The organism is Streptomyces sp. NPDC050759 (assembly GCF_044456945.1).
GTDB lineage: Bacteria > Actinomycetota > Actinomycetes > Streptomycetales > Streptomycetaceae > Streptomyces.
In genome coordinates, this window is record NZ_JBITGI010000021.1 from 22240 (window position 1) to 46624 (window position 24385).

Consider the following 24385-nt stretch of genomic DNA (forward strand, 5'->3'; position numbering starts at 1 on the left):
GTCACTTCCAGCCGTAGGCATACGCCGCAACCCACGTGATGTCGAGCTGCGCGCTGCTTCCCGGTGCCGCTCCCGGGCCCTCCAGAGCGCTTTCGTTCTGGAGCACCCAGGACAGCGGTCGGTCTGGCACGTCACGGGTGTCATGACCCGTCTGCCGGCCGTCGACGAAGAACCGGACGTGGCCCGGCGTCCACTCGGTGGACACGGTGTGCCACCGCGTCCAGTCGTCGCTTCCCGGGAAGTAGCCCTGCTCGCCGCCACCACAGGGATGGTGGAAGGAACTGAGGGAGCCGGTCCACTCGCCTTCGGGGTGGTCCATCTCGCAGCCTCCGCCGTAGTGCAGCCACGCGGACTTGTAGCCGGGCGCGAGTTTCGTGACCTTGATGCGCGCGCTGTACTTGCCGTACTTCATCTGCATCACCGCACGCGGCACCAGCGCCGCGGCATGCACAGGCCCGCCGTCGGCGGGTCGCCACATCCGGACGGACATCCTTCCGTCGCCGTTCGCCGCGGGACCGACGCTCACGGTGTCCTCCGGGTGGTAGACACCCACCACATCCCGCCCCCGGCTGCCGGCCGTGTCGGGCCAACCGGTGGGATACGCCCACCAGTTGTCGCGGTACTTCCCCTTCAGGCCTCCGCAGTAGGCCGCGGAGGTGTCGACGTCGTGCTCGCAGTCGCTGAACGAACCCAGTGGCACCCGGTCGCCGTTGAAGTCCTCGGCGAGGACCTGCCAGAAGGGCCCGCAGTCACCGCGGGGCAGGTGCGCGGCGGTGGTACGGCAGGCGTCGGCCGGAGCGGGTGCTCCGTCGGCCCGGGGAAGGCCCAGGAGGCCGCCTCCCACCAGCAGGAGGCTCGAGACGATCACCAGGATTCGCTTGTGGTGGCGCGGCGCTGCGTGTGAACCCATCCGAAGGCTCCTTCAGGCGGCCGACGTCGTCCGCCCTTGCCGCGCGGGGCACCGAAGAGGCCGTGAACCGCGGTGGGCGGACCGCACTTGCGCGAAGGAACATCCTCGCCCGCCGGACTCCCCGACGCCATCCCCCGTGCCGGCCGCGAACCGCACGGCCGCTTCGGCGCCTGCCTCAGAACTCGCTCTCGATGCCGGTCACGACCGCCGCGCCCAACGCCGAGTCCTCCTCGGCCAGACCGCTGTCACGCAGGGCCCGGGAAACCAGCCGTACCGCTTCGGCCTCGGCCTGCGACCGGTCGGCGGCCTCGACCTCGACCCGGGCGGCGAACATGCCGTCCTCCTCCACGGTCAGCACACTCAGCGCCTCGCTCTCCCCGAGATCCGTGTTCCTGGGGTCCTGAGGCCTGAGCCTTCGCCCGATGTCGGAGCAGAGGCTGTCGGGGACTCCTCGCAGGAACGTCCCGGGGACGGTGATGACGTAGGTGGTCACGGCGACTCCTTTCTGACGTCCTACCCGGTTCCCCCTGAGACCGATCGGAACCGAAGGCCCGGGGAAGGGCCGCAGATGTGGAGAAGGTGTGTCGCGGAAGGTCGTTTTCCGGGCCTGCCCCTGCATGGTGACGCCCGTCAGGGGTAGACGCGGCCAGAACAACTGGAATCCAGGGTGGGCGCTCCCATCGTTGTGCTGGGCAACGTCTGGAGGCAAACGACACGTATGGGAGGTCGGGACCGCAGTGATCTCGGGGACTGGGGCTGCCGAGTTGGTGTCGGCGAGGGCAGCCGGTGCCGAGACGGCGTGGGAGCACTGGGAGCCGTCGGTTCTCCTCGTGGAGGACGATCCCGGCGACGCGCTGCTCGTGGAGGAACTGGTCGCCGACGGCGCCGTGAAGATGCGGCTGCGCTGGGTGCGGTCGATGACCGAGGCCGCCGAGGTGCTCGCCACCGAGACGCCCGACTGTGTCCTGCTCGACCTGCACTTGCCGGACGCTCATGGACTCGAGGTGGTCTCCTTGGTCCAGGGGCTGGCCGAGCAGGTCGCCATCGTGGTCCTCACAGGGCTCGCCGAGGAGCAGACCGGCCTCGCCGCGGTCGCGGCCGGCGCACAGGACTACCTGGTCAAGGGCCGGGTGGAGCCCGAGCTGTTCGGGCGGGCGGTGCGCTACGCGATCCAGCGCAAGCAGACCGAGCAGGCGGCGGTGGCGCTCCAGGCCGGCGCGCTCCAGGCACAGGAGAACGCCCGCCTGGAACGTGGACTGCTGCCCCGCCCTCTCCTGCGCGCCGAGGGCGTCCGCGTCGTGGCCCGCTATCGGCCCGGACGCGCGCAGACACTGCTGGGCGGTGACTTCTACGACATCGTCCAGAGCGCCGACGGCACCCTCCACGCCCTCATCGGGGACGTCTCCGGGCACGGCCCGGACGAAGCGGCCCTGGGAGTCGCCCTGCGGATCGCCTGGCGGACGCTCGTCCTCAGCGGTATCACGGGCGCGCAGCAGATGGCCCGGCTCGAGGAGCTGCTGATGGCGGAACGGGCGCGTGACGAGGTCTTCGCGACCCTCGTGACGCTGGCCGCCGTCCCGGGAGAGCAGCAGGCCCACGTCGTACGAGCCGGTCATCACGGCATGCTCCGGCGCACCGGAACGGACGTGGAGTGGGTGGAGGTGCCCGGCGGACCGGCCCTGGGCATGGTCCCCGGCGGCGCGAGATGGCCGACCGCACACCTGCCGGTTCCGGCGGGAACGTCGGTGGTGCTCTTCACCGACGGCCTGTTCGAGGGACATGTGAGCCGTGGCCCGGAACGCCTCGGTGAGGAAGGGCTGCTGGCCCTCGCCCGCGAGGGCGCCGCCCTGGATGCGGAGGCTTTCGTGGACCGGCTGATCGAGAAGGCCGAGAGTCTCGCCGAGGCGCGCGGCGGCCTGGCCGACGATGTGGCCGTCGTCCATCTGAACTGGAACTGAGTGCGCGGGAGCGTGGTGTCGGAACACATGGTGAGGCGAGGAATGGGCGCGGTGTGGATCGGACGCCGGCTGACGGTGCAGGGCTGGTTCTCCCTGGTGCTGGCTGCCATGACGCTGCTGGTGCTGGTCGGCAGCGTGGTCGGCGCCACGCTGCTCGGCCGGACGGCAGAGGTCAGCGACCAGCTGCTGCGCCGCGTCCAGCCCGCCCAGACCGAGGCGTACCGGCTGCAGGCGGCACTGGCCAACCAGGAGTCGGGCATCCGCGGCTACGCGATCGCCGCCGACGGCCGGTTCCTCGTCCCGTACACCCAGGGCAAACGGGACGAGGCGGGCTCGGCCGCCCGGCTGCGCGCGTTCATCGGCGACCGGCCCGAACTGCTGGCCGACCTCAAGGCCGTCGAGGGCCAGGCGGCCGACTGGCGCCGCACCTATGCCGAACCCGTGGCGGCCTCGGTCACGCCCGGCCGTCCGACGCCGCTGGACCAGCAGAAGGCCGATCAGGGCAAGCAGGAGTTCGACCGGCTGCGCGCCCTGTGGAACCGGCAGAACACCGACCTGGCGAAGGCGGTCGAGGAGGGCCGTTCCCATCTCGCCCATGAACGGAAGGTGCGCGACTCGGTCCTGGCGGGCATGGTCGCGGTCTTCCTGCTGGCCGGTGTCGCCTGCGCCGTCCTGGTCCGGTTCCTGGTGACACGGCCCCTGGAGGCGCTGGGCACGGCGTCGAGGCGAGTGTCGGGAGGTGACTTCGCCTACGTCATCACCGGCGGCGGTCCGGCCGACCTGACCGCGGTGGCCCATGCCGTCGAGGGCATGCGCTGGCACATCGTGGCCGAACTCGAGGCCTCCCGGGAACAGCAACAGGAACTGGCCAGGCAGGCGGCCGACCTGGACGCCCAGGCCGAGGAACTGCGCCGCTCCAACGCGGAACTGGAGCAGTTCGCCTACGTCGCCTCCCACGATCTGCAGGAGCCACTGCGCAAGGTCGCCTCCTTCTGCCAGCTGCTGGAGAAGCGTTACGGCGACACGCTCGACGACCGCGGCCGGCAGTACGTGGACTTCGCGGTCGACGGGGCCCGGCGCATGCAGGTCCTCATCAACGACCTGCTCACCTTCTCCCGGGTCGGACGCGTCAACGACGCCCGCGTGCCGGTCGGACTCGACCAGGCACTGGACAAGGCGCTGGCCAACCTCGGGACGGCCGTCGAGGAGTCCGGCGCCCGCGTCGACCGCCCGGAACACCTGCCCGAGGTCGTCGGGGACCCCACCCTGCTGGCCATGCTCTGGCAGAACCTGGTCGGCAACGCCCTCAAGTTCCGCGACCCCGACCGCACTCCGCACGTGTCCATCACCTGCGGAACCGACCCTGACGACCCCGGCAGCCTGCTGGTGACCGTCACGGACAACGGCATCGGCATTCCGGAGCCGTTCAGGGAGAAGGTCTTCGTCATCTTCCAGCGGCTGCACGGGCGGGACGCCTACGGTGGCACCGGGATCGGTCTGGCACTGTGCAAGAAGATCGTGGAACAACACGGAGGCAGGATCTGGATCGACACCGTCCACACGGACGGCACCCGCTTCTGCTTCACCCTCCCGTCCATCACCGAAAGCCCGGAGACACCCGGTATCGGCACCGAGGAAAAGGCCCTGACATGACCACCCCCGCCGCCAGCCCCATCGACGTGCTCCTCGTCGAGGACGACCCCGGCGACGAGTTGATGACTCGTGAGGCCTTCGAGGACAACAAGATCGGCAACACGCTCCATGTGGTCCGGGACGGCGAGGAAGCACTGGACTTCCTCTACCGACGCGGCGACCACACGGACGCGCCGCGGCCCGACCTGATCCTCCTCGACCTCAACCTCCCCAAGTACGACGGCCGTCAGGTCCTGGAGAAGATCAAGTCCGATCCGGAGCTGTCCCACATCCCCGTCGTCGTCCTCACCACCTCCGCGGCCGAGGAGGACATCCTGCGCAGCTACAAGCTCCACGCGAACGCCTACGTCACCAAGCCGGTGGACCTGGACCAGTTCATCGCCGCGGTCCGCCAGATCGACGACTTCTTCGTCCAGGTCGTCCGACTGCCACGCCACTTCTGAGGCCACGGCCGGGGTCTCATCCGCGTTCGCGGAGGTACGCCTCCAGCTCGGCGGCCCCGGCCGGCATCGCCCGTCCGCGGGCGGACAGCCGGCCGTGCCAGTCGCGCAGTGCGGCTCCCAGCGGCTCCAGCCCTCCGGCCTCCCGTACCTGCGCGGTCAGCGGTGCGATCTGTTCCAGCCGGTAGCCGCCCCGCCTGAGCTGATGGGTCAGCCGGGCGTCCCGTACGTCGGCCTCGTCGTAGACGCGATACCCGGTCAGCGCGTCGCGGCGGGGGCGCACCAGCCCCGCGCGCTCCCACTTGCGCAGCGTCGCGGGCCGGATCCGGATCCTGGCTGCCAGCGGTCCGATGAAGGTGCCGCCGGGCCCGGCCGGCGCGGCGGGCTCGGACGCCGTGCCGGCCTCCAGGTCGCGCAGGGCCCGCTCCACGGCCTCGAGGGTCCGCCGGTCGTCGAGGAGCTGGACATGGCTCTCGTCGATGAGACGGAACGCCTCCCCGTCAGCGCTCTCGTTCACCGCCCGCATGATCGACGTCGCCGTCCGGTGGGCGGAAGAGCTCGTTGCGCACTTCGAGCAGGGTGTCCTCGCCGTGCCGGCTCGTCGAGCAGGAGGGCTACCGGACGATCGCGATCGAGAGCGACTGCATGAGGGGCGTCACCTCGGGCACCGGCACCCTCGACGAGGTGGGCTCGCCCAGGGCGGCACGGCTACCGCACCTACACCTCTGTGCACGCGGGTGCCCTGCGCGCCTTCCTCGCCCTGGTGCCCGGCCACGGCCAGGTGATGGAGCACGGATTCAGCCACGGCCGGGGCGCCTGTGCGGCCAACCGCGAACTCGTGCGCTGGATGCGCGCTCACAACGACGGCCGGCCCGCGTCCCAGCGGCTCCGCTTCGCCGGCTTCGACGGCCCGCTGGAGATCACCGGCGCCGCGAGCCCCCCCGGCAGGCCCTCACCGCACTCCACGGCTACCTGGCGGCTCGGGTGGACGTGCATCTGCTCCCCTGCACTGCGGAGACGCTCGACCACCTGCTCGGCGCCGACGACCGGTGGACCGACCCCGTCGTGATGAGGGACCCGGCCCGGTCAGTCGGGCAGTCGGCCGAAGCGGGCCGACTGCGTCTGCTCGCCGACGACCTGGTGACGCTGCTCGACGTCCAGACGCCCCACCTGATCACGGCGACCTCGCGGGACGACTGGGACCGGGCGCGCCTGTATGGCCGCACCGCGACCGGCCTGCTGCGCTACCACCACTCGACGGCCGACACCTCACCGACCCGCATGACGCGCCTGTGCGCGCTGCGGGACTCGATGATGGCCCACAACCTCCTCGTTGTCGCGGCCCGTGGCCCGGCACTCGTCCACGCCCACAACTCCCATCTCCAACGGGAGAAGAGCTCGATGCAGACGTGGGAGGGGCGGGTGGTGGAGTGGTGGAGCGCCGGTGCGCTGGTGAGCGCCCGACTCGGCGCGGAGTACGCCTTCGTGGCCACCGCTCTCGGCACGATCCGGCACCAGGGAGTGGACACACCGCCGCCGGACACCGTCGAAGGACTTCTGTACGCCCTCCCGCAGGACCCCTGCCTCGAACTAGCGTCCTGCTGAACATCATTCGTTCGAACCTACGAACTTCTGCGCAGTGGGTTACTGATCGCTCCCCGCACTGGTAGGAAACATTCCTAACAATCAGGTCCGGACCAACTCTCCACCCCCCACCTCCACTTGGAGCCCCCGTGGAACCTGACACAGTGCCCCCGTCCGCCCACACCTCGCGCCGCACCCTGCTCGCTCTGATGGGAGCGGCGACCTGCGGCGCCCTGCTCAGCCCTCCGCGCGCCGCGGCAGCGCCCGCGGCCGCAGCGGGCCTCGACGACCCCGCGAAGAAGGAGATCGCCATGAAGCTGGTGTCGAGCGCGGAGAACTCCTCGCTCGACTGGAAGGCGCAGTACAAGTACATCGAGGACATAGGCGACGGCCGCGGTTACACCGCCGGCATCATCGGCTTCTGCTCCGGCACCGGAGACATGCTCGACCTCGTCGAGCTGTACACCGACCGCAAGCCCGGCAACGTTCTCGCCAGGTATCTGCCGGCGCTGCGCCGCGTCGACGGCACCGACTCGCACGACGGCCTGGACCCGAACTTCCCCGACGACTGGCGCAAGGCAGCCCGGGACACGGCATTCCAGCAGGCGCAGAACGACGAACGCGACCGCGTCTACTTCAACCCAGCCGTCAGGCAGGGCAAGGCGGACGGCCTGCGTGTGCTCGGTCAGTTCGCCTACTACGACGCCATCGTCATGCACGGCGACGGCGGTGACGCGACCAGCTTCAGCAGCATCCGCCGCCGGGCCCTGCGCCAGGCCAAGCCCCCGGCGCAGGGCGGCAACGAAACGACGTACCTCAACGCCTTCCTCGACGCACGCGTGTGGGCGATGAAGCAGGAGGAGGCGCACAGCGACACCAGCCGCGTCGACACCGCCCAACGCGTCTTCCTGCGCCAGGGCAACCTCGACCTGAACCCGCCACTGGACTGGAAGGTCTACGGGGACAGCTACCACATCAGCTGAGGCAGGTGAGAGGCGACGGCCCGGTGCGCCCCGCACCGGGCCGTTTCGACAGAGCGTGTTTGCCGTCGAAGCGAGCGGTAACGCGTTGTCCATGAGTGAATCGAACGAGCAGACGAACCAAGATTCCGGGACCACGCGGGCCGCGGCGAAGGCTCGGCGTACCACGGCGAAGGCCACCGCCCCGGCGACCAAGGCGGCGAACAAGGCGGCCGCGAAGACGGATGACGCTGCGTCAGCGGGCAAGGAGGCGACGGAGCGGACGGCCAGGACGGCAAGTGGGGCCGCGCAGACCGCGGCCAAGAGCGTCGAGTCCGGCCGCCAGACCGTCATCGCCGCCTCGGGGCAGGCCGCGGCCGTCGCCAAGACGGCCTGGACGGTGATAGCCCAGCGAAAGCTCATCGCCGCAGGCGTGGGTGTCGGCGTGACCGCGCTGACCGCGACGTCGTACGCGGCCGGCCGACGCGCCGGTCGTCACGTGCACGGTCCGATCACCCGCTTGACCGGCGGGCGGATCTGACGGGGGAGAGGCGGACGCGGAGACGTTCCTTCGCGGCAGGGCATACCGACTGCTGGTCACCGCCCCTGCGACAGCAGGTCGTTGAGACGTGCCCCCGCCGCCCACTGCCGCAGAGCGGACCCGTCGAGCAGGCAGATCGTCTCCTCCCGCCGCGCCCACCGGATGTCCCGGGCGGTGAAGACACCGCGATGGACGACCAGGCGCAGGGGTGACTCCTGGTCCCCGCGGTGCGGGTGAGGATGCGGCGCGTCCTCGTCGGGGAGGGGTTCCGCCACCGGCCGGAAGGCCACGTCGATCCGACGGCCGGCCGCGTCCCGGGCGCACAGACGCGGCCGGTCCGGCGCGGGCATCAGCCGCACCCGCCACCCGTCCCGGCGCAGCATCCGCGCCACCGCCAACGCGAGTCCCTGGGTGTCGAGTTCGAACAGTTCGTCCGCGGTGTAGTAGCCGATACGCCGGCGAGCGCCAGGGCGTCCGTGCCGTATCGCGGCCGTGACGGCCAGGGCCAGGAACGCGACACCGGCGACAGGGACGACGATCCCGGCAGCGCGGTATCCCGCGGCGAGCACGGCGGCCACCGCGCACACCGCTGCCACGACACCGGCGAAACCGGGCAGCACATCACGGAACCTGGGCCCGTAGAGCCCCTGAGCCCGCAGCGCGCGCACCACATGGCGCTTCCGTGATCGGCGTGACGGGAAGAGGCCGGACGTCCACGACAGGCGTGCCACAGCCCAGCCCTCCCCATGCCGCCGGTCTCACCCGTGACTTCACGGATACCCAGCGCGCGGCCAAGTGCCTTGAAAGCAGGGGAAATTCGGCCACACGCACCCGGCGCACGGAAGCGTCAGGGGGCGCGAAGGCGGCGCCGCTCACCCTTCTCCACGCTTGCGGCCCTGCCGACCCGGTTGCGAGGTCTCGCTCACACGCGAGGCTGGATACATGGGTGCCGGGGCAGACGGGAAAGGCAGTACCGCCGAACGAGAACGCCACCGGCGGACAAGGGGCGGCGGCGGACCAGCGAGGAGAGGAAGACATGACAGGCGCGGAGGACGCGGCGACCCCCGGGAGACGACCCACGGCGATACCCGCCGCGGGACTCACCGGAGCCCTGGAGGGCATCGGGACCGCGGCGTACGTCGTGGACGAGGAAGGCCGCGTCCTCGCCGTCAACGCCCACGCCGAGCAGCTGCTGGTCCGGCCCGCGGAGGAGTTCCTCGGCCGCGACGCGCACGACCTGCTGCACCGGGACGCCCACGGCCACCCCTTGCCGAGGAGCCGGTGCGACATGCGCCAGGCCTTCCACGCGGGGCGCACCGCCCAGGCCGAGGGGGACCACTTCGAGTGCGGGGACGGCTCCTTGCTGCCCGTTTCGTGGCTGATCACGCCGTACGTCGTGGACGGCCGGGAAGCCGGCACGCTCGTGCTCGTCCACGCCCAGCGCCCGGCGGAGACCGCCAGACGACCGGAGACGGCGGCCAACGCGCTGCCGGAACTCGAGCGGCTCGCCCTGCTGGCCGAGACCACCACCCGGCTGACGTCCACTCTCGACGCCGAGGAGACACTGCGTCGGCTGGTGGCCCTGGTGGTGCCCCGGCTGGCGGACTGGGCCGTCGTCGATCTGATCACCGAGCGCGACGAGGTGTGGCGCACCGCCGTCGTCCACGCGGAGAACGACACCCTGGTGCGCCACGAGGACCTGCAGGGACCGATGCCTCCGGTCCCGGAGGATTCGCCGATGCCCCTGTCCAGGGCGCTGCGCGGGGTCGCCTCGACGCTGGCCGGCCCGCAGACCTACCAGCAGGAACCGGATTCCGGCATCGCGGTGGAACAGCACCGCCTGTTCGAGGCCACCGGTATCCGTTCCGCCGCCATCGCCCCCATCCGCAGCACACGCGCGGTCCTGGGCGCACTGACCCTGGGCCGCGCCAAGGATCCGGCGGACTTCACCACCGCCGATCTCCCCCTGATAGAGGACATCGCCCGCCGCGCCGGCCTGGCCCTGGACAACGCGCGGCTGTACCAGCGTCAGCGCAAGGTCGCCGAGACCATGCAGAACCACCTGCTGCCCCAGATGCCGCGAGTGCCGGGGCTGCAGATGACGGCCCGCTACCTGCCCGCTCCCGATGCCTCACAGGTCGGCGGCGACTGGTACGACGCCTTCTCCCTCTCCGACGGTGCCACCGCGCTGGCGGTCGGAGACGTCGTCGGCCACGATCTGGAGGCCGCGGCCGGCATGGCACAACTGCGCAACATGCTCCGCGCCTACGCCTGGGCCCACCAGGAACCGCCGAGCCGGATCGTCGCCCGGCTCGACGAGGCGGTCATGCACATCACCGACGTCACCATGGCCACCACGATCTTCGCCCGGGTCGAGGAGCGGGACGACGGCCACTGGGAACTGTCCTGGACCAACGCCGGCCACCCGCCACCCCTGCTGATCAGCCACGACGGCCTGGCCCGCTACCTGACCGACGGCCACGGCATCCTCCTGGGCACCGGAGTCCGTACCCCCCGTACCGACGCGACCGCCCCACTGCCGCCCGGCTCCACGATGCTGCTCTACACCGACGGTCTGATCGAGGCACCCGGCCAGACCCTCGACGAGGGCCTGCAGCGCCTGCGCAGACATGCCGCCGCCCTCGCCCACCGACCGCTTGCCTCCTTCACCGACCAGGTGCTGCGCCGGGTCCGGAACGCCACCAACGACGACGACGTCGCCCTCCTCGCCGTACGCGCGCCCATCCGCACATGATCCGGACAGCCGGTCCGACACCCGCGGGGCGCCCGCACCGGCACCCCGCGCCACCTCGGCGACGCACGACCGTGATAGACAACGCCCGTGACCCCACGGGCCGTTTGCGCCCGCCACCCGGGCGACCGCCCGAAGACAGGACTTGGTGCCAGTGATTCTGAAGACCTTTCGCTGGGCGTTCGCGGTCACCGCGCTCGGCCTGGCCGCAGGAGTGCTGTACGACGGCTGGACCGCGTTCGGCATCGTGGCGATCCTGGCCGTGCTGGAGATCTCGCTGTCGTTCGACAACGCGGTGGTCAACGCCGGAATCCTGAAGAAGATGAACGCCTTCTGGCAGCGCATCTTCCTCACGGTCGGCGTTGTGATCGCCGTGTTCGGCATGCGGCTGGTCTTCCCGGTCGTGATCGTCGCCATCACCGCGAAGCTCAATCCGTACGACGCGGTCCAGCTGGCCGTGACCGACAAGGACCGTTACCAGCAGCTGGTGACCGACGCGCACCCGGCGATCGCCGCGTTCGGTGGCATGTTCCTGCTGATGATCTTCCTGGACTTCATTTTCGAGGACCGGGACATCAAGTGGCTGGCCTGGCTGGAGCGGCCGCTGGCCAAGCTCGGCAAGGTCGACATGCTGTCGGTCTGCATCGCGCTGGTCGTCCTGCTGGTCACCGCGTTCACCTTCGCGACCCACGCCCACCAGCACGGCGGCGCGCACGCCGACAAGGCGCAGACCGTCCTGATCTCCGGTATCGCGGGTCTGATCACCTACATGGTCGTCGGCGGCCTCTCGGGCTACTTCGAGAACAAACTCGAAGAGGAGGAGGAACGCGAGGAAGAAGCCGAACACTCCGGCGGGACCGGATCGCCGGTCAAGCTGGCGGGCCAGGCGGCGTTCTTCATGTTCCTCTACCTTGAGGTCCTCGACGCCTCGTTCTCCTTCGACGGCGTGATCGGCGCGTTCGCCATCACCAACGACATCGTCCTCATGGCGCTGGGCCTCGGCATCGGCGCGATGTACGTCCGGTCCCTGACCGTGTACCTGGTCCGCCAGGGCACCCTCGACGACTACGTCTACCTGGAGCACGGCGCCCACTACGCGATCGGCGCCCTCGCGGTGATCCTCATGGTCACCATCGAGTACCAGATCAACGAGATCATCACGGGTCTCGTCGGTGTCGTCCTGATCGGCTGGTCCTTCTGGTCCTCCGTGCGCCGCAACAAGGCGCTCGCGGCGGCCTAGGGGGAGACGGAGACGGACTCGGTCCCGGTGCCGTAGATCCGGAGGGTTCGGCCCCGCCGTCCGCCTCTGCCATGGCCGGGGCGAACCGGGGCATCCGAGGCTGTATGAAGGCGATGCCGACACGGCGCCTGACGCGCCTGATGGTGGTTCTGGCGCTGCTGCCCCTCGCCGGGGCGTGCAGCGACGGTGACGGCGGGGAATCCGGCGGCCCGCTGGTGGCGGGAACCTTCCGCGCGGGGGGCTCCGGAGACCAGGTGGTGATCGCCACCGACAACGGCCTGCGGCTGCGCCCGGCCGACGGCCGCGATGTCACCGTCGACGACCGCGTCGACGAGCACTGGTCCCATCGCGGGAAGGTGTGGACGCTCGACCTGTCGTGCGCCGACCGGACCACGGGCGACGAGGGCTGCCCCCGGATGCCGTACGTGGACATCCCCGACGGCGTGAGCGTCACGGCCACCGCACGCAACGCCGGCGTCGACGTGGCGGGCGTCGCCGCCGCGCTGGACATCACGACCGTCAACGGCGATGTGACGGTGACCCGTTCCGGAGGCGACGACGCCGACGTACGGCTGTCCACCCGCAACGGCTCGGTGCGCGCGACGAGCGTGGCAGTGAAGCGGGTACACGCGGCCACCACGAACGGCGACGTGGTTCTGGGATGTGCCGCGGTACCGTCGGGCGTCAGCGCCGCGACCGTCAACGGCTCGGTCGACGTCACCGTGCCCCACGACAGCCCGGCCTACCGGGTCACCGCCTCCACCGACAACGGCCGCGCCACGGTGACCGTCCCGGCACAGCGCGCCGACCGGAACCACACCATGACGCTGACCACGGTCAACGGCGACGTCGACGCCCGCCGGGACTGACCCGGGCACGGGAGCGGGCGGAGGACCGAGACCGTCAGCCGCCGCCGGGCTGCCCGCGCCGGGAACAGCTGATGGCGGATCTGCCGGTGGTCCCGTGCCGAGAAAAGAGCTGACCGAGAGGCGGGTTTGGACCGGGGCGGCCCGGGCAGACGCGCGGCAGGTGCTTGGGATCACAGGCCCACCGCGGAAGCGGCCGAATGCGGCTCTCCTTGGTGTGTCCGCCGAGGCCTCTCCCGCGACAGTCCGAGTGACGCGGCGGATGCGACCGCCCTCACTCCCCTGCGCAGATGGAGGAGAGCGCATCATGCTCATGGCCCACCCCGCCCTTCTGACCGACCTGCTCGAGCGCTATGAGGCGCTGCGGGTTCTGCACGCGGAGGACGGCAGCGCCGAGGCGCGTCAGCGCCTCGAGGACGTGTCCTACACCTTGTGCATCGCCACCGGCACCCGTGACATCGACTCCGCCCTGGCAGCCGCCCGCCGTCAGCTGTCCGGCGCCCGCCCCGACGACGACGCACTGATGGCGGACGCGTGACGTGAGTGGCGCGAGCCGACCGGGTACTCGGGCGATCCGCCGAACACCGGTCGGCGGCTGCCCGCTCCACCGAGGGCTGTCACCTGCCGAGAACCTGAGGAGCCCAGATCATGACGGATGTGTCCGGTACCGGTCCCGCTCCGGCGGACGACCGCAAGGTGCTCACCAACCGCCAGGGCCACCCGGTCCACGACAACCAGAACCAGCGCACCGTCGGCGCCCGCGGGCCCGCCACGCTGGAGAACTACCAGTTCCTGGAGAAGATCAGCCATTTCGACCGGGAACGCATCCCCGAGCGCGTCGTCCACGCTCGCGGTGTTACCGCCTACGGCTACTTCGAGTCCTACGGCGCCTGGGGCGACGAGCCGATCAGCCGGTACACCCGGGCCAAGCTGTTCCAGGACCGCGGCAAACGCACCGACCTGGCCGTCCGCTTCTCCACCGTCATCGGCGGGCGCGACTCCTCCGAGGCCGCCCGTGACCCCCGTGGCTTCGCCGTGAAGTTCTACACCGAGGACGGCAACTGGGACCTGGTGGGCAACAACCTGGGCGTCTTCTTCATCCGGGACGCCATCAAGTTCCCGGACGTCATCCACGCCCTCAAACCCGACCCGGTCACCTTCGAGCAGCAGCCGCGCCGCATCTTCGACTTCATGTCGCAGACACCGGAGTCGATGCACATGCTGGTCAACCTGTTCAGCCCGCGCGGGATCCCCGCGGACTACCGCCACATGCAGGGCTTCGGCGTCAACACCTACAAGTGGGTCAACGCCGACGGCGAGACCAAGCTGGTCAAGTACCACTGGATGCCCAAACTGGGGGTCCGCTCGATGACCGAGGAGGACGCCGCCAACGTGCAGGCCGACTCGCTCGGCCACGCCACAAAGGACCTGTACGAGGCGGTCGCCCGCGGGGAGTACCCCGAGTGGGAGCTCCTGGTCCAGATGATGGACGACCACGACCACCCGGAGCTGGACTTCGACCCGCTCGACGACACCAAGACCTGGCCCGAGCAGGAGTTCCCGCCGAAGCCGGTGGGCCGGATGGTGCTCGACCGGATGCCGGACAACTTCTTCGCCGAGAACGAGCAGATCTCCTTCGGCACCGGCGTCCTCGTCGACGGACTGGACTTCTCCGACGACAAGATGCTCGTGGGCCGGACCTTCTCCTACAGCGACACCCAGCGCCACCGGGTCGGCCCGAACTACCTCCAGCTCCCCGTCAACCAGGCCAAGAACGCCGACGTGCGCACCAACCAGCGCGACGGCCAGATGACCTACCACGTGGACGGCGCGGGCGAGAACCCGCACGTCAACTACGAGCCGTCCATCACCGGAGGCCTGCGCGAGGCGCAGTACCCGACGCACGACGAACAGGGCCCGGAGATCCACGGCCGGCTCACGCGCAAGCGCATCCCCCGCACCAACGACTATCTGCAGGCGGGCCAGCGCTACCTGCTCCTGGAGGAGTGGGAGCGCGACGACCTGGTGAAGAACCTCACCGACCTGATCGCCCAGTGCGACCGGCCCGTACAGGAGCGCATGGTGTGGCACTTCCTGCTGGTCGAGAACGACCTGGGCCTGCGGGTCGGTGACGGGCTCGGCATCAGTCCGGAGGACGTCGCCGGGCTTGAGCCGCTGGCCGGCCAGGACCTCACCGACGAGGACCGCAAGCGGCTGTCGAACCTCGGCAAGAACCCTCCGCGCGACGTCGAGGGACTGACCATGACCCACTGCGTCCCCGACGAACGGCACGTCGTGACCCGCTGAACCACAGTGGACCGGGGCGGCCCCGGCAGCGAGAGCAACAGCATGAGATCGTTGGGCCACCGATCCGTGAGAGGCGACCCGGACGATGAACGAGGTGGAGCCGGACGGCTCCGGAACCGCGGCGCGAACGCTGGCCCGGCTGGCTCTGCTCTGTCTGGCAGGGGTGGTCGCGGCGGTCGTGGCCGCGGGTCAGTGGCTGCTCCCGCTGCTGGGGCTGGTGGGCCTCGCCCTGGCCGGCGCGGGCATCTGGTGGGCCCTGGCACATCGGGGTGTGGCGCGTCTGTGCGGCGCCCTGCTGGCGGTCGCCGCGCCCGTCGCCGTCCTGGTCCTGTACGCGGTGTCCGGCGTGTGGCCGTTCGCGGCGGCGGCGCTGGGGCTGTGGGCGGCGGCACTGGCCTGCGCGCGAAGCGCACTGCGCCGGCTGCGGACACCCCGTGGCATGCACTCGCATCCGGTCCGGCCGCCCCGCCGACCGGTGCTGATCATGAATCCGCTGTCGGGCGGCGGAAAGGTCGCCGAGCACGGCCTTGTGGAGCGGGCCGAGGCGCTGGGGGCCCGGGTGATCCTGCTCGACGTGGACAACAGCCCCGATCCGGCGGCGCTGGCCCGCCAGGCCGTCGCGGAGGGCGCGGACCTGCTCGGCGTGGCCGGCGGTGACGGCACCCAGGCCCTCGTGGCGGGAGTGGCCGCCGCACACGACGTGCCGTTCGTGGTCCTGGCCGCCGGGACCCGCAACCACTTCGCGATGGACCTGGGCCTGGACCGCGACGATCCGGCAAGCGGTCTCAGGGCGCTCTCGCACGGCGTGGAGATCCGTGTCGATCTGGGCGACGTGGCGGGTCGGCCCTTCGTGAACACGGTCTCGTTCGGGACGTACGCGGAGATCGTGCAGAGGCCCGAATACCGCGAGGCCAAGGCGTCCACCACCCTCGACCTGCTGCCGGACCTGCTGGCCGGCGGGGCCGGAGCACAACTGACCGCCACGGCGGACGACCAGCGCCTCGAAGCCCCGCACGCGCTGCTGGTGAGCAACAATCCCTACGTGCAGGCCGGCCCGCTGGGCGTCGGACGAAGATCACGCCTCGACGAAGGCCGACTCGGTGTGATCAGTCTGCGGATCGAGGGCGCGGCACAGGCCGCCGAACTCGCGCTGCTGGGCGAACGCGCCAGCGGGATCACCACGTCGACCTCGCGCCGGGTGGTCGTCGAGGCCGACGCGGAGACCATCCCGGTGGCCGTGGACGGCGAAGCGCTGCTGCTGCCCCCGCCGGTCGTGTGCACCGTACGACCCAAGGCCCTGCGCGTGCGGGTACCGAGAAACCGTCCCGGCGCGCCGTACACTGCCCCGTCCGTCGACTGGCGCCGTGTCGTCCGACTGGCCCTCGACAGGACTCCCTTCCCGGCCGTCAAGAACCAGGAGCAGAGCGATGCTTGACCGACCACAGCGCCAACAGCGAACCTCCCGCGCGCTGTTGCGGGATCTCGCCGCCCTCGACCAGGCGCTGTACGAGGCCGTGACGGTCACCAGGACACCGGCCCTGGACTACGCCCTGCGGCGGCTGTCGGCCGCGGCGGACCACTCCAAGATCTCGTTCACGATCGCCGGACTGCTCGCCCTGTGTCCCGGGCGGCCCCGGCGCGCCGCCGCCCTCGGAGTCGCGGCCATCGGTGTCGCCTCGGCCAGCGCGAACATGCTCGGCAAGCGCCTGGTACGCCGCCCGCGTCCGCACCGGGCCGAGGACTCGCCGTTTCCGGGGCGGCACGTGCCGATGCCGGAGTCCGCGTCCTTCCCCTCGGGGCACACGGCGTCCGCGGTCGCCTTCGCGGCGGCGGTGGGGCCCGCGCTTCCCGTCGCCACGGTGCCGCTGGGCCTGTTGGCCTGCGCGGTGGGCTACTCACGGATCCACACCGGAGTGCACTATCCGGGCGACGTGGTCGCCGGTGCCGTACTGGGCACCGGCGCGGCGGCCGCGGTCCTCGCGGCCGGCGGATGGCAGGGACGGGGCGGGGGCGGTTTCCATCCCTCACGGCCGGCCGCCTGAAGGAGCCCCGGCGCGGCGTTCGTCAGTCAGTTTCCCGGGAGCCGTCCTCGGCTTGCGCGGCAGGTTCGCTCGCGTCGGGTGAGGTGTAGAAGACCGAGGTCCCCTGCTTGGTGCGCTGGGCCTGGTTCCTGGCCACGAGTCCCTCGAGTGTGGTGCGCACGACGGTCGCCTTGATCGTGCGCTCGGGGTACTCCCGGCCCAGCGCGGTGGAGATCTCGGCCGCCGAGCGGGGCTCCCTCTGGGCGGCCAGATGCTCTCGGACAAGGTCGACGAGGGTGGGCCCCGACCGCACGGTCGAAGCCTTGGCGGCTGCCTTCTTCCCGGCCCGCTTTCCAGTCTGCTTTCCAGCCGGTGCGGTGGATTTCCGGGTGCCCGTCCGCTCGTCGGAGGCGGCGGCCTCCTTACGGGGAGCGGGCACCACTGCGCCTGGTGGAGTGGCCGGCGCGCCGGCTGTCGCCGAAGTGCCCAGAACCTGCTGGATGTTCATCAGGACGGCGTGGTCGTGCTGCAGAGCGGCCAACTGACCCTGGAGTACCTCGATTTCCCCGCTGAGGCGCTCTTGTTCCTTGAGGTTGCGTTCGAGGTCACCGGCCACCTGGGTGCTGTACTGGGAGGTCAACTCGGTGGTACCGGGGGCGGTTTCGGACATGGGCTCGCACCTCTTCCTGGGACCGTGGCCCGCAGTGCGCGCGCCCGCGGCCTCCGCGAAATCCAATGGGCGTGCTGTCTCGCCCGCATCCGCTGATGCGGTGTCAGTTTCTGCCGCACGCCGCTGTCGTAGTGATACTACGCAGGACACGTGTCTTGTTCTGTACTTGTGCCGCACCGGCAGGCCCAGGCGAAGGTCGGCATGGACTTCAGCGGCTTCGGCACCGAGCGGAACGAGCTCGCGGACGAACTGACCCCGCTCGTCAGGCAGGTACACCACGACTGCGTGACGGTACGCGGTTCCCGGCCCGCCGACTTGGGGACGTCGATCGGGGTACACGGGGCGGCATGACACACACCGACGACATCACGGCGGCCGGGGCCGCAAGGCAACTGCGCCGCATCCGGGCCTTCTACGCGGCCGGCGTCGTCCTGTGGACGGCATCGTCGGCCTGGACGATGGGGGATTCCCCCGGCAGTCGGCCCATGTGGACCTCCTTGCTGCTCCTGGCCGTGTTCACGGGCCTGCTGCTCATGGCCTCCCGGTGGCTGCGGCGCCTCGGGCCCACCGGTTCGGCCCGGCCTTCTCGCCCCATCGCACTGTCCGGGCGGACCGGGCGCCACGCGATGTCCAAGCCCTGATCACCTCGATACCGGGGTACTCGACTGAAAGGTGACCCCGTGATTCCCAGGAAGTCCCGCTGGGCGGCCGCCGCGGGACTCGCCGGAGCGGCCGTCGCCGTGCGGAGGGCCCGGACACCCCGGTCGGCGTCGAGCGGCGCCGACCGATGGCTGGCGGTGACGGTCGCCTGCGAACCGGAGGACTTACGGGCGGACAAGCTGCCGTCCCCGCTCCAGGAGTACGGCGAACGCATCGAGACGCGGATCAGCCCGGCACCCGCGGACCGCGGCACGGAGCTGGCCGTGCGGTTCAGGCAGCCGCCGTCCGACCTCGCGCGGACCGTGCCCGCGCGGCTCGCCGGGCAGGACCCGCGCCAGGATCTGCGCCGCGCCCTGCGCGAGGCCAAGGCCCTGCTGGAGGCGGGCGAGGTGCTCGTCCCCGACGAGCCGACCACCCACGACACCCCCGGCGGCAAGGTCGTCGGGCTGTTCAGCCGACGCGCGGGCGGGGAGGGCGTGCTGTGAAGGCGCTGTGCTGGGAAGGCGTGAACAAGCTCGCCGTGGAGACGGTGCCGGATCCTGTCCTGCGCAACGACCAGGACATGATCGTACGGCTGATCGCGGACACCACCTGCGGTTCCGACCTCCATCTCATCGGCGGCTACATCCCGTTCATGCGATCCGGGGACGTCATCGGACACGAGTTCCTCGGCGAGGTCGTGGAGGTCGGTGACGGGGTGCGCCGGCACGCCGTGGGCGACCGGGTCGTCGTCTCCTCCTTCGTCGGCTGCGGCCGCTGCTGGTACTGCACCCACGACCTGTGGTCGCTCTGCGACAACACCAACACCAACCCCGGGATCGGCCAGGCTCTCTTCGGGTCCGAGACCGCGGGCATCTTCGGCTACTCGCACGCCATGGGCGGACTGCGCGGCAGCCACGCCGAGTACGTGCGCGTGCCCTTCGGCGACTACGGAGCCTTCAAGGTCCCGGAAGGCGTGGACGACACCAACGCGCTGTTCGTGTCCGACGCGGTGCCGACCGGCTGGATGGGCGCCGACCTCGGCGGGGTCGGTCCGGGCGACGTCGTGGCCGTATGGGGCTGTGGCGCCGTCGGCCAGATGGCGGCACGCGCCGCGATGCTGCTCGGCGCGGAACGGGTGATCTCCATCGACCGGATCCCGGAACGTCTGGAGATGACGCGGCGCCACATCGGCAGCGAGGTCATCGACTACACGGCCACCGACGTCGGCGCGGAACTGCGCGAACGCACCGGAGGCCGCGGCCCCGACGTGTGCATCGAAGCGGTCGGCATGGAGGCGCACAGCGACAGCCCGGTCCACCTGTACGACCAGGCGAAGCAGCAGCTGCGGCTCCAGACGGACCGCCCCACCGCCGTACGGCAGGCCATTCACGCCTGCAGGAAGGGCGGCACGGTGTTCGTCCTGGGTGTCTTCGCCGGTGCCGTCGACAAGTTCCCGCTGGGCGCGGTCATCAACAAGGGGCTGACCGTGCGGGGCGCTCAGCAGCACGGCCAGCGCTACATCCCGATGCTGCTCGAACGGCTGGCGGCAGGGGAACTGAGCACCGCGCACCTGGCGACCCACACGCTGTCCCTGGACGAGGCACCGCGGGCGTACGACATGTTCAAGCAGAAGTCGGACGGCTGTGTGCGCGCGGTCATCCGGCCGGGCGGCTGAGCGTGCTCGTTTGCGGCGCGTGCTGAGGGAGACCCGGCTGGCCATGAGCGCGCGACGACGTCATCCGGAACGGGAACAGCGGCTGGACCGGTGACCGACGCCCTCCGGTCGGGCGTGCAGCTGGGAACCCTGATCGGTATCGGAACGAATCAGGACGGGGATCCGCCCATGGCCACTCCTACGGACAACCGCATCAGACGACGGGCACAGGCGTTCCTCCGGCGCACGGGCCGCGGCTACGCGGGCACGCACGACCGGCCCCTGCGCGGTTATCTCACGGCCATGGCGGCGTTCGGCGCGTACACGGCGGGCTGGGCCGCGGCGGTACGGTTTCGCAGGCGCCCGCTGCCCGACCGGCCGGAACCCTGGGACGTGCTCCTGACCTCGGTGGCCACGTTCCGGCTCAGCCGGCTGCTCAGCAAGGCATCGGTGACGAGCCCGCTGCGCGCCCCGTTCACGACGTACGTCGGTCCGCAGGGCCCCGCCGAACTGCACGAGGAGGCGCAGCCCGAGACCGGCAAGGAGACCGTGGGCGAGCTGGTGACCTGCCCCTTCTGCATGAGCGTCTGGGTGGCGTCGACCCTGACCGCCGGGCAGCTCCTGTGGCCTCGCGCGACGCGCACCGCGATGGGCACGCTGGCCGCGCTGGCCGGGGCGGACGTGCTGCAGCTGGCGTACGGCGCGCTGGTCGGCAGGACCACCGACGGCTGACCCGAAACCCTGCTCATCTGTGAATGATCTGCTTCAAACGCGCATTTCTACGCGTATCGATCGATCTCCTGGGCACTTGGGGGTCACCCTGAGAGAGGCGGGACCTCCGGCAACACCTCAAGGAGCGACTGTGGTCATGCGCATCGGAGTCGAGGAGGAATTCCACATCCTGGAAGTGGAAAGCGGACTGCTCGTGCCGCGTGCCGATGCGGTCCTGCGCGGGCTTCCGCGGTGCACCTTCACCACGGAACTGCACCAGTCCACCGTGGAGTCGAACAGCGGGGTGCACGCGACCCTGGCCGGCCTGTACGCCGACCTCACCAGAACCAGACGGCGGCTCGACGCGGCCGCCTCCGCGCTGGGGCTCGCGGTGGTGGGCGCGGGCACGGCACCACTCGCCCCGGCCGCCTCCGGACACCCCACCGCCGACCCGCGCTATCGCCACATGGTCGAGGAGTACCGCCAGGTGGCCGACGAACAGCTCATCTGCGGCGCCCAGGTGCACGTGGACATACCCGACCGCGACACGGCCGTAGGGGTGATGTGCGCGGTCTCTCCCTGGCTGCCCGCGCTGTTGGCGCTGTCCGCCAGTTCGCCGTTCTGGCAGCGGGCCGACACCGGCTATGCCAGTTGGCGCACGCTGCTCTGGCAGCGCTGGCCCACCGCGGGTCCCGTCGGCTGCTTCCCCAGCGCGGCCGACTACGACGCCGCGGTACGCGACCTCGTCCAGGCAGGGATCATCAGCGACCCGGGGATGATCTACTACGACGTTCGTCCCTCCGCGCACCTGCGGACACTGGAACTGCGTATCTGCGACGCCTGCCCGCGGGCGGAGACCGTCGTGCTCGTGGCCGGCCTGTTCCGTGCCCTGGTGACCGACGCCATCGAACGGCGCGCGTCCGGCGCGGCGGTGTGCGACGGCCGCCACGAATGGCTGCGCGGCGCGACCTGGCGCGCCGCCCGGTCCGGCCTGGAGGGTGCGCTGGTGGATCCGAGGACCCACCGGGAGGCGCCTGCCGCCGACGTCGTACGCGGGCTGCTGGCCCGGTCGCGCCCCGCGCTGGAGGCCCACGGCGACTGGCGGACCGTCAGGGATCTGACCGAGGCGGCCCTGGCGGACGGCAGCGCCGCCGAGCGCATACGCCGCACGGCACGCGAAGAGGACCTGCTGGCCTGCACAGACCTGCTGATCGCAGAAACCCGCGGCGAGCGGCGACACCGCAGGCCGGTCCCCGTCACCCGCAGGAAAGTCGCGCGCTCCGCCGCCGGCGCGGGAGGTTCCGGGGCACCGGAGGTCCTGGGCAGCTGACCCGGTTGCGCGCGACGCGTCCCACTGCACCGCCCGTCACCCACAAAACCCGAGGAGAGGTTTCCTTCATGTCCAGCAATTCCGCCCGGGTCGCGACCGGCAGGCGCGACCCGGGCTTCCCGTCCAGGCCCGTGTCCGACGGCTCCCGGGAAGGGGGCGGAGCGCCATGTGCGGTCTGAGCGGCGAGATCCGCTTCGACGGCAGGCGACCCGACCTCGCGGCCGTCGAGCGCATGACCGACCGGCTCGCCGCCCGCGGGCCCGACGGCCACGGCAACTGGACACAGGGCGCGGTGGCGCTGGGGCACCGACGACTGAAGATCATCGACCTGTCCGATCTCGGCGCTCAGCCGATGACCGACGCCGACGGCGAGGTCACGGGCGTCTTCAACGGCTGCGTCTACAACTACCGGGAGCTCCGCGACGAGCTCGGGCGCCTCGGGCACCGCTTCCAGTCGACGTCCGACACGGAGGTCGTGCTCCACGCCTACCGGCAGTGGGGAACCGCCTGTGTGGAGCGCTTCCACGGCATGTTCGCCTTCGCGCTCGTCGAGCACCGCACCGGCCGTGTCGTGCTTGGCCGTGACCGGCTGGGGATCAAACCGCTGTATCTGGCGCCGACGCCGGACCGGTTGCGGTTCGCCTCCTCCCTGCCCGCTCTCCTGGCGGCCGGAGACGTGGACACCTCCGTCGATCCGGTGGCCGTCCACCAGTACCTGAGCTGGCACGCCACGGTCGCCCCACCGCGCACCGTCCTCAACGGCGTGCGCAAACTGCCGCCGGCCACGGTACGGGTGATCGAACCGGACGGCAGCCATCGCGACCACCGCTACTGGCAGCCGTCCTACACGCGTCGCGCCGAGTACGCGGACATGGGGCCCGACGAATGGCGTGACGCGGTGCTGGAGGCGCTGCGCACGGCCGTACGCCGCCGGATGGTCTCCGACGTGCCGGTCGGCGTCCTGCTCTCCGGCGGCCTGGACTCCAGCCTCATCGTCGCGCTGCTCGCCGAGGAGGGGCAGCGCGGCCTGAAGACGTTCAGTGTGGGATTCGAGGCCGAGGGCGGGGAGCAGGGCGACGAGTTCCGCTACTCGGACCTGGTCGCCCGGGAGTTCGGCACGGACCATCGCCGGATGACGGTGCCCTCCGAGCGGGTCTCGACCGGCCTGGACGATGCCGTCGCCGCGATGAGCGAGCCGATGATCAGCCACGACGTGGTCGCCTTCCACCTGCTGTCCGAGCAGGTCTCCAAGGAGGTGAAGGTCGTACAGAGCGGGCAGGGCGCCGACGAGGTGTTCGCCGGTTACCACTGGTACCCCGAGCTGGCCGCGGTCGCGCGCGAGGAGGAGCCGCAGCGGTACGCCGAGACGTACTTCGACCGTCCCCACGCCGACCTGGCGCGGATCCTCCAGCCGCACATGCTGCCCCCGGACGACGTGTCGGGCCGCTTCGTCAGGGAACACATGGCACGTCCCGGCGCGCAGACCGCCCTGGACGCGGCGCTGCGGCTGGACACCCACGTGATGCTCGTCGACGACCCCGTGAAGCGGGTCGACAACATGACCATGGCCTGGGGACTGGAGGCCCGCGTGCCCTTCCTCGACCACGAGCTGGTGGAGCTGGCCGCGGCCTGCCCGCCGGAGCTCAAACTCGCCGACGGCGGCAAGGGCGTGCTGAAGGAAGCCGCACGCAAGCTCCTGCCGCGGGAGATCGTCGACCGGCCCAAGGGCTACTTCCCCGTCCCGGCCATCCGGCACATGGCCGGCCCCGTCCTGGACCGGGTGCGCGAGGCCCTCTCGGCACCCGAGGCGAAGAAACGGGGGATCTTCCAGGAGTCGTACGTGGCCGAGCTCCTGGCGGCACCGGACGAGCACCGGACCAAACGCGGCGCCAACGCCCTGTGGCAGGTGGCACTCCTGGAGACATGGCTGCAGACGCACGGAATCACATGACCGGGCAGCCCGGCACCCGGCCCCCGCACCCGGCAGCACCCACATCGGCGCACGGACCTGCCGGCGCTGCGGCGCCCCCACCGGCACAAGGGCCGCCCGCTCGTGGTGCGGAGCCCGCACCGGCACAGGGCCCTGGCCGCGCCGCAGGCGACCCCGCATCGGCGCACGGGCCTGCCGGCGCTGCGGCGCCCGCACC

At 71.0% G+C, this 24385-nt stretch carries 23 protein-coding genes and 2 pseudogenes; 20 read left to right on the forward strand and 5 right to left on the reverse strand.

What is annotated here, in order from left to right:
- Position 1: 1 nt before the first annotated feature.
- Positions 2-910, reverse strand: coding sequence for a glycoside hydrolase family 16 protein (locus tag ACIBJB_RS40610; RefSeq protein WP_398938777.1), 909 nt, complete (start codon positions 908-910; stop codon positions 2-4).
- Positions 911-1085: 175 nt separating this feature from the next.
- A complete protein-coding gene (locus ACIBJB_RS40615) occupies positions 1086-1403 on the reverse strand; it encodes a hypothetical protein (RefSeq protein ID WP_398938779.1) in 318 nt (105 codons plus the stop codon).
- Between the two features lie 244 nt (positions 1404-1647).
- On the opposite strand from ACIBJB_RS40615, the gene ACIBJB_RS40620 reads away from it, so the two are divergent.
- Genes ACIBJB_RS40620 through ACIBJB_RS40630 form a run of 3 tightly spaced genes read left to right on the forward strand, consistent with a single transcriptional unit; the run spans position 1648 to position 4964 of the window.
- Positions 1648-2868: a PP2C family protein-serine/threonine phosphatase gene (locus tag ACIBJB_RS40620; protein WP_398938781.1), complete on the forward strand. Its 1221-nt coding sequence runs from the start codon at positions 1648-1650 to the stop codon at positions 2866-2868.
- Between the two features lie 42 nt (positions 2869-2910).
- The gene (locus tag ACIBJB_RS40625; RefSeq protein WP_398939005.1) at positions 2911-4521 is read left to right on the forward strand and encodes an ATP-binding protein; all 1611 of its coding nucleotides are present in this window, start codon (positions 2911-2913) and stop codon (positions 4519-4521) included.
- Positions 4518-4964 (forward strand): response regulator, encoded by a 447-nt coding sequence (locus ACIBJB_RS40630; RefSeq protein ID WP_307072387.1) that lies wholly within the window; start codon positions 4518-4520, stop codon positions 4962-4964. The genes ACIBJB_RS40625 and ACIBJB_RS40630 overlap by 4 nt, the downstream gene beginning before the upstream one ends.
- A 16-nt stretch (positions 4965-4980) precedes the next feature.
- On the opposite strand, the pseudogene ACIBJB_RS40635 reads toward ACIBJB_RS40630, so the two are convergent.
- Positions 4981-5508, reverse strand: a pseudogene (locus ACIBJB_RS40635) (MerR family transcriptional regulator); the annotation flags it as partial.
- 14 nt (positions 5509-5522) lie between these two features.
- Here ACIBJB_RS40635 and ACIBJB_RS40640 point away from each other — a divergent pair.
- The 3 genes and pseudogenes from ACIBJB_RS40640 (at position 5523) to ACIBJB_RS40650 (ending at position 8045) form a co-directional block, all read left to right on the forward strand.
- Positions 5523-6566 (forward strand): annotated as a pseudogene (locus ACIBJB_RS40640) (erythromycin esterase family protein).
- A 188-nt stretch (positions 6567-6754) separates the two neighbouring features.
- Complete coding sequence (locus ACIBJB_RS40645; RefSeq protein WP_398939006.1) at positions 6755-7528, forward strand: chitosanase; 774 nt, start codon at positions 6755-6757, stop codon at positions 7526-7528.
- Positions 7529-7619: 91 nt separating this feature from the next.
- Positions 7620-8045, forward strand: a complete 426-nt coding sequence (locus ACIBJB_RS40650) for a hypothetical protein (RefSeq protein ID WP_266519771.1) — start codon at positions 7620-7622, stop codon at positions 8043-8045.
- Positions 8046-8101: 56 nt separating this feature from the next.
- On the opposite strand, the gene ACIBJB_RS40655 is transcribed toward ACIBJB_RS40650, so the two are convergent.
- On the reverse strand, positions 8102-8776 hold the full coding sequence (locus ACIBJB_RS40655; protein WP_398938784.1) for a hypothetical protein: 675 nt from the start codon (positions 8774-8776) through the stop codon (positions 8102-8104).
- Between the two features lie 305 nt (positions 8777-9081).
- Between ACIBJB_RS40655 and ACIBJB_RS40660 the strand changes: the two genes are divergently transcribed.
- From ACIBJB_RS40660 to ACIBJB_RS40690, 7 genes are all read left to right on the forward strand, one after another.
- Positions 9082-10800: a SpoIIE family protein phosphatase gene (locus ACIBJB_RS40660; protein WP_398938787.1), complete on the forward strand. Its 1719-nt coding sequence runs from the start codon at positions 9082-9084 to the stop codon at positions 10798-10800.
- Between the two features lie 151 nt (positions 10801-10951).
- Entirely contained in the window at positions 10952-12037 is a 1086-nt protein-coding gene (locus ACIBJB_RS40665) for a DUF475 domain-containing protein (protein ID WP_398938789.1), read from the forward strand.
- 104 nt (positions 12038-12141) lie between these two features.
- A complete protein-coding gene (locus ACIBJB_RS40670; RefSeq protein WP_398938791.1) occupies positions 12142-12906 on the forward strand; it encodes a DUF4097 family beta strand repeat-containing protein in 765 nt (254 codons plus the stop codon).
- A gap of 304 nt (positions 12907-13210) precedes the next feature.
- Positions 13211-13441, forward strand: coding sequence for a DUF5133 domain-containing protein (locus tag ACIBJB_RS40675; protein WP_398938793.1), 231 nt, complete (start codon positions 13211-13213; stop codon positions 13439-13441).
- 110 nt (positions 13442-13551) lie between these two features.
- Positions 13552-15210: a catalase gene (locus ACIBJB_RS40680; RefSeq protein ID WP_398938795.1), complete on the forward strand. Its 1659-nt coding sequence runs from the start codon at positions 13552-13554 to the stop codon at positions 15208-15210.
- A gap of 85 nt (positions 15211-15295) precedes the next feature.
- A complete protein-coding gene (locus ACIBJB_RS40685; protein ID WP_398938797.1) occupies positions 15296-16645 on the forward strand; it encodes a diacylglycerol/lipid kinase family protein in 1350 nt (449 codons plus the stop codon).
- Positions 16638-17252 (forward strand): phosphatase PAP2 family protein, encoded by a 615-nt coding sequence (locus ACIBJB_RS40690; protein WP_398938799.1) that lies wholly within the window; start codon positions 16638-16640, stop codon positions 17250-17252. Before ACIBJB_RS40685 ends, ACIBJB_RS40690 begins: the two co-directional genes overlap by 8 nt.
- A 22-nt stretch (positions 17253-17274) precedes the next feature.
- On the opposite strand, the gene ACIBJB_RS40695 is transcribed toward ACIBJB_RS40690, so the two are convergent.
- The gene (locus ACIBJB_RS40695) at positions 17275-17901 is read right to left on the reverse strand and encodes a hypothetical protein (protein ID WP_398938801.1); all 627 of its coding nucleotides are present in this window, start codon (positions 17899-17901) and stop codon (positions 17275-17277) included.
- Between the two features lie 168 nt (positions 17902-18069).
- Here ACIBJB_RS40695 and ACIBJB_RS40700 point away from each other — a divergent pair, with 168 nt between their 5' ends.
- From ACIBJB_RS40700 to ACIBJB_RS40730, 7 genes are all read left to right on the forward strand, one after another.
- On the forward strand, positions 18070-18252 hold the full coding sequence (locus ACIBJB_RS40700; RefSeq protein ID WP_398938803.1) for a hypothetical protein: 183 nt from the start codon (positions 18070-18072) through the stop codon (positions 18250-18252).
- The gene (locus ACIBJB_RS40705; RefSeq protein WP_398938805.1) at positions 18249-18542 is read left to right on the forward strand and encodes a hypothetical protein; all 294 of its coding nucleotides are present in this window, start codon (positions 18249-18251) and stop codon (positions 18540-18542) included. The genes ACIBJB_RS40700 and ACIBJB_RS40705 overlap by 4 nt, the downstream gene beginning before the upstream one ends.
- A gap of 39 nt (positions 18543-18581) precedes the next feature.
- Positions 18582-19046: a hypothetical protein gene (locus ACIBJB_RS40710; RefSeq protein ID WP_398938807.1), complete on the forward strand. Its 465-nt coding sequence runs from the start codon at positions 18582-18584 to the stop codon at positions 19044-19046.
- The gene (locus tag ACIBJB_RS40715; protein WP_398938810.1) at positions 19043-20218 is read left to right on the forward strand and encodes a zinc-dependent alcohol dehydrogenase; all 1176 of its coding nucleotides are present in this window, start codon (positions 19043-19045) and stop codon (positions 20216-20218) included. Before ACIBJB_RS40710 ends, ACIBJB_RS40715 begins: the two co-directional genes overlap by 4 nt.
- A gap of 168 nt (positions 20219-20386) precedes the next feature.
- Positions 20387-20929, forward strand: a complete 543-nt coding sequence (locus ACIBJB_RS40720; protein ID WP_398938812.1) for a DUF1360 domain-containing protein — start codon at positions 20387-20389, stop codon at positions 20927-20929.
- 136 nt (positions 20930-21065) lie between these two features.
- Positions 21066-22238 carry a glutamate--cysteine ligase gene (locus tag ACIBJB_RS40725; RefSeq protein ID WP_398938814.1) on the forward strand — a complete coding sequence of 391 codons (1173 nt, stop codon included), beginning with the start codon at positions 21066-21068 and terminating at the stop codon, positions 22236-22238.
- Between the two features lie 166 nt (positions 22239-22404).
- Positions 22405-24189, forward strand: a complete 1785-nt coding sequence (locus tag ACIBJB_RS40730) for an N-acetylglutaminylglutamine amidotransferase (protein WP_398938816.1) — start codon at positions 22405-22407, stop codon at positions 24187-24189.
- The last annotated feature ends 196 nt before the right edge of the window (positions 24190-24385 follow it).

What these genes read in the sequence shown, in the direction of transcription:
- ACIBJB_RS40695 (WP_398938801.1), bottom strand. Translation starts at nt 17,901, where the DNA reads ATGTCCGAAACCGCCCCCGGTACCACCGAGTTGACCTCCCAGTACAGC.
- ACIBJB_RS40675 (WP_398938793.1), top strand. Translation starts at nt 13,211, where the DNA reads ATGCTCATGGCCCACCCCGCCCTTCTGACCGACCTGCTCGAGCGCTAT.
- ACIBJB_RS40690 (WP_398938799.1), top strand. Translation starts at nt 16,638, where the DNA reads ATGCTTGACCGACCACAGCGCCAACAGCGAACCTCCCGCGCGCTGTTG.
- ACIBJB_RS40610 (WP_398938777.1), bottom strand. Translation starts at nt 910, where the DNA reads ATGGGTTCACACGCAGCGCCGCGCCACCACAAGCGAATCCTGGTGATC.
- ACIBJB_RS40720 (WP_398938812.1), top strand. Translation starts at nt 20,387, where the DNA reads ATGGCCACTCCTACGGACAACCGCATCAGACGACGGGCACAGGCGTTC.
- ACIBJB_RS40670 (WP_398938791.1), top strand. Translation starts at nt 12,142, where the DNA reads ATGAAGGCGATGCCGACACGGCGCCTGACGCGCCTGATGGTGGTTCTG.
- ACIBJB_RS40730 (WP_398938816.1), top strand. Translation starts at nt 22,405, where the DNA reads ATGTGCGGTCTGAGCGGCGAGATCCGCTTCGACGGCAGGCGACCCGAC.
- ACIBJB_RS40625 (WP_398939005.1), top strand. Translation starts at nt 2,911, where the DNA reads ATGGGCGCGGTGTGGATCGGACGCCGGCTGACGGTGCAGGGCTGGTTC.
- ACIBJB_RS40685 (WP_398938797.1), top strand. Translation starts at nt 15,296, where the DNA reads ATGAACGAGGTGGAGCCGGACGGCTCCGGAACCGCGGCGCGAACGCTG.
- ACIBJB_RS40645 (WP_398939006.1), top strand. Translation starts at nt 6,755, where the DNA reads ATGGGAGCGGCGACCTGCGGCGCCCTGCTCAGCCCTCCGCGCGCCGCG.
- ACIBJB_RS40650 (WP_266519771.1), top strand. Translation starts at nt 7,620, where the DNA reads ATGAGTGAATCGAACGAGCAGACGAACCAAGATTCCGGGACCACGCGG.
- ACIBJB_RS40630 (WP_307072387.1), top strand. Translation starts at nt 4,518, where the DNA reads ATGACCACCCCCGCCGCCAGCCCCATCGACGTGCTCCTCGTCGAGGAC.
- ACIBJB_RS40680 (WP_398938795.1), top strand. Translation starts at nt 13,552, where the DNA reads ATGACGGATGTGTCCGGTACCGGTCCCGCTCCGGCGGACGACCGCAAG.
- ACIBJB_RS40660 (WP_398938787.1), top strand. Translation starts at nt 9,082, where the DNA reads ATGACAGGCGCGGAGGACGCGGCGACCCCCGGGAGACGACCCACGGCG.
- ACIBJB_RS40705 (WP_398938805.1), top strand. Translation starts at nt 18,249, where the DNA reads ATGACACACACCGACGACATCACGGCGGCCGGGGCCGCAAGGCAACTG.
- ACIBJB_RS40725 (WP_398938814.1), top strand. Translation starts at nt 21,066, where the DNA reads ATGCGCATCGGAGTCGAGGAGGAATTCCACATCCTGGAAGTGGAAAGC.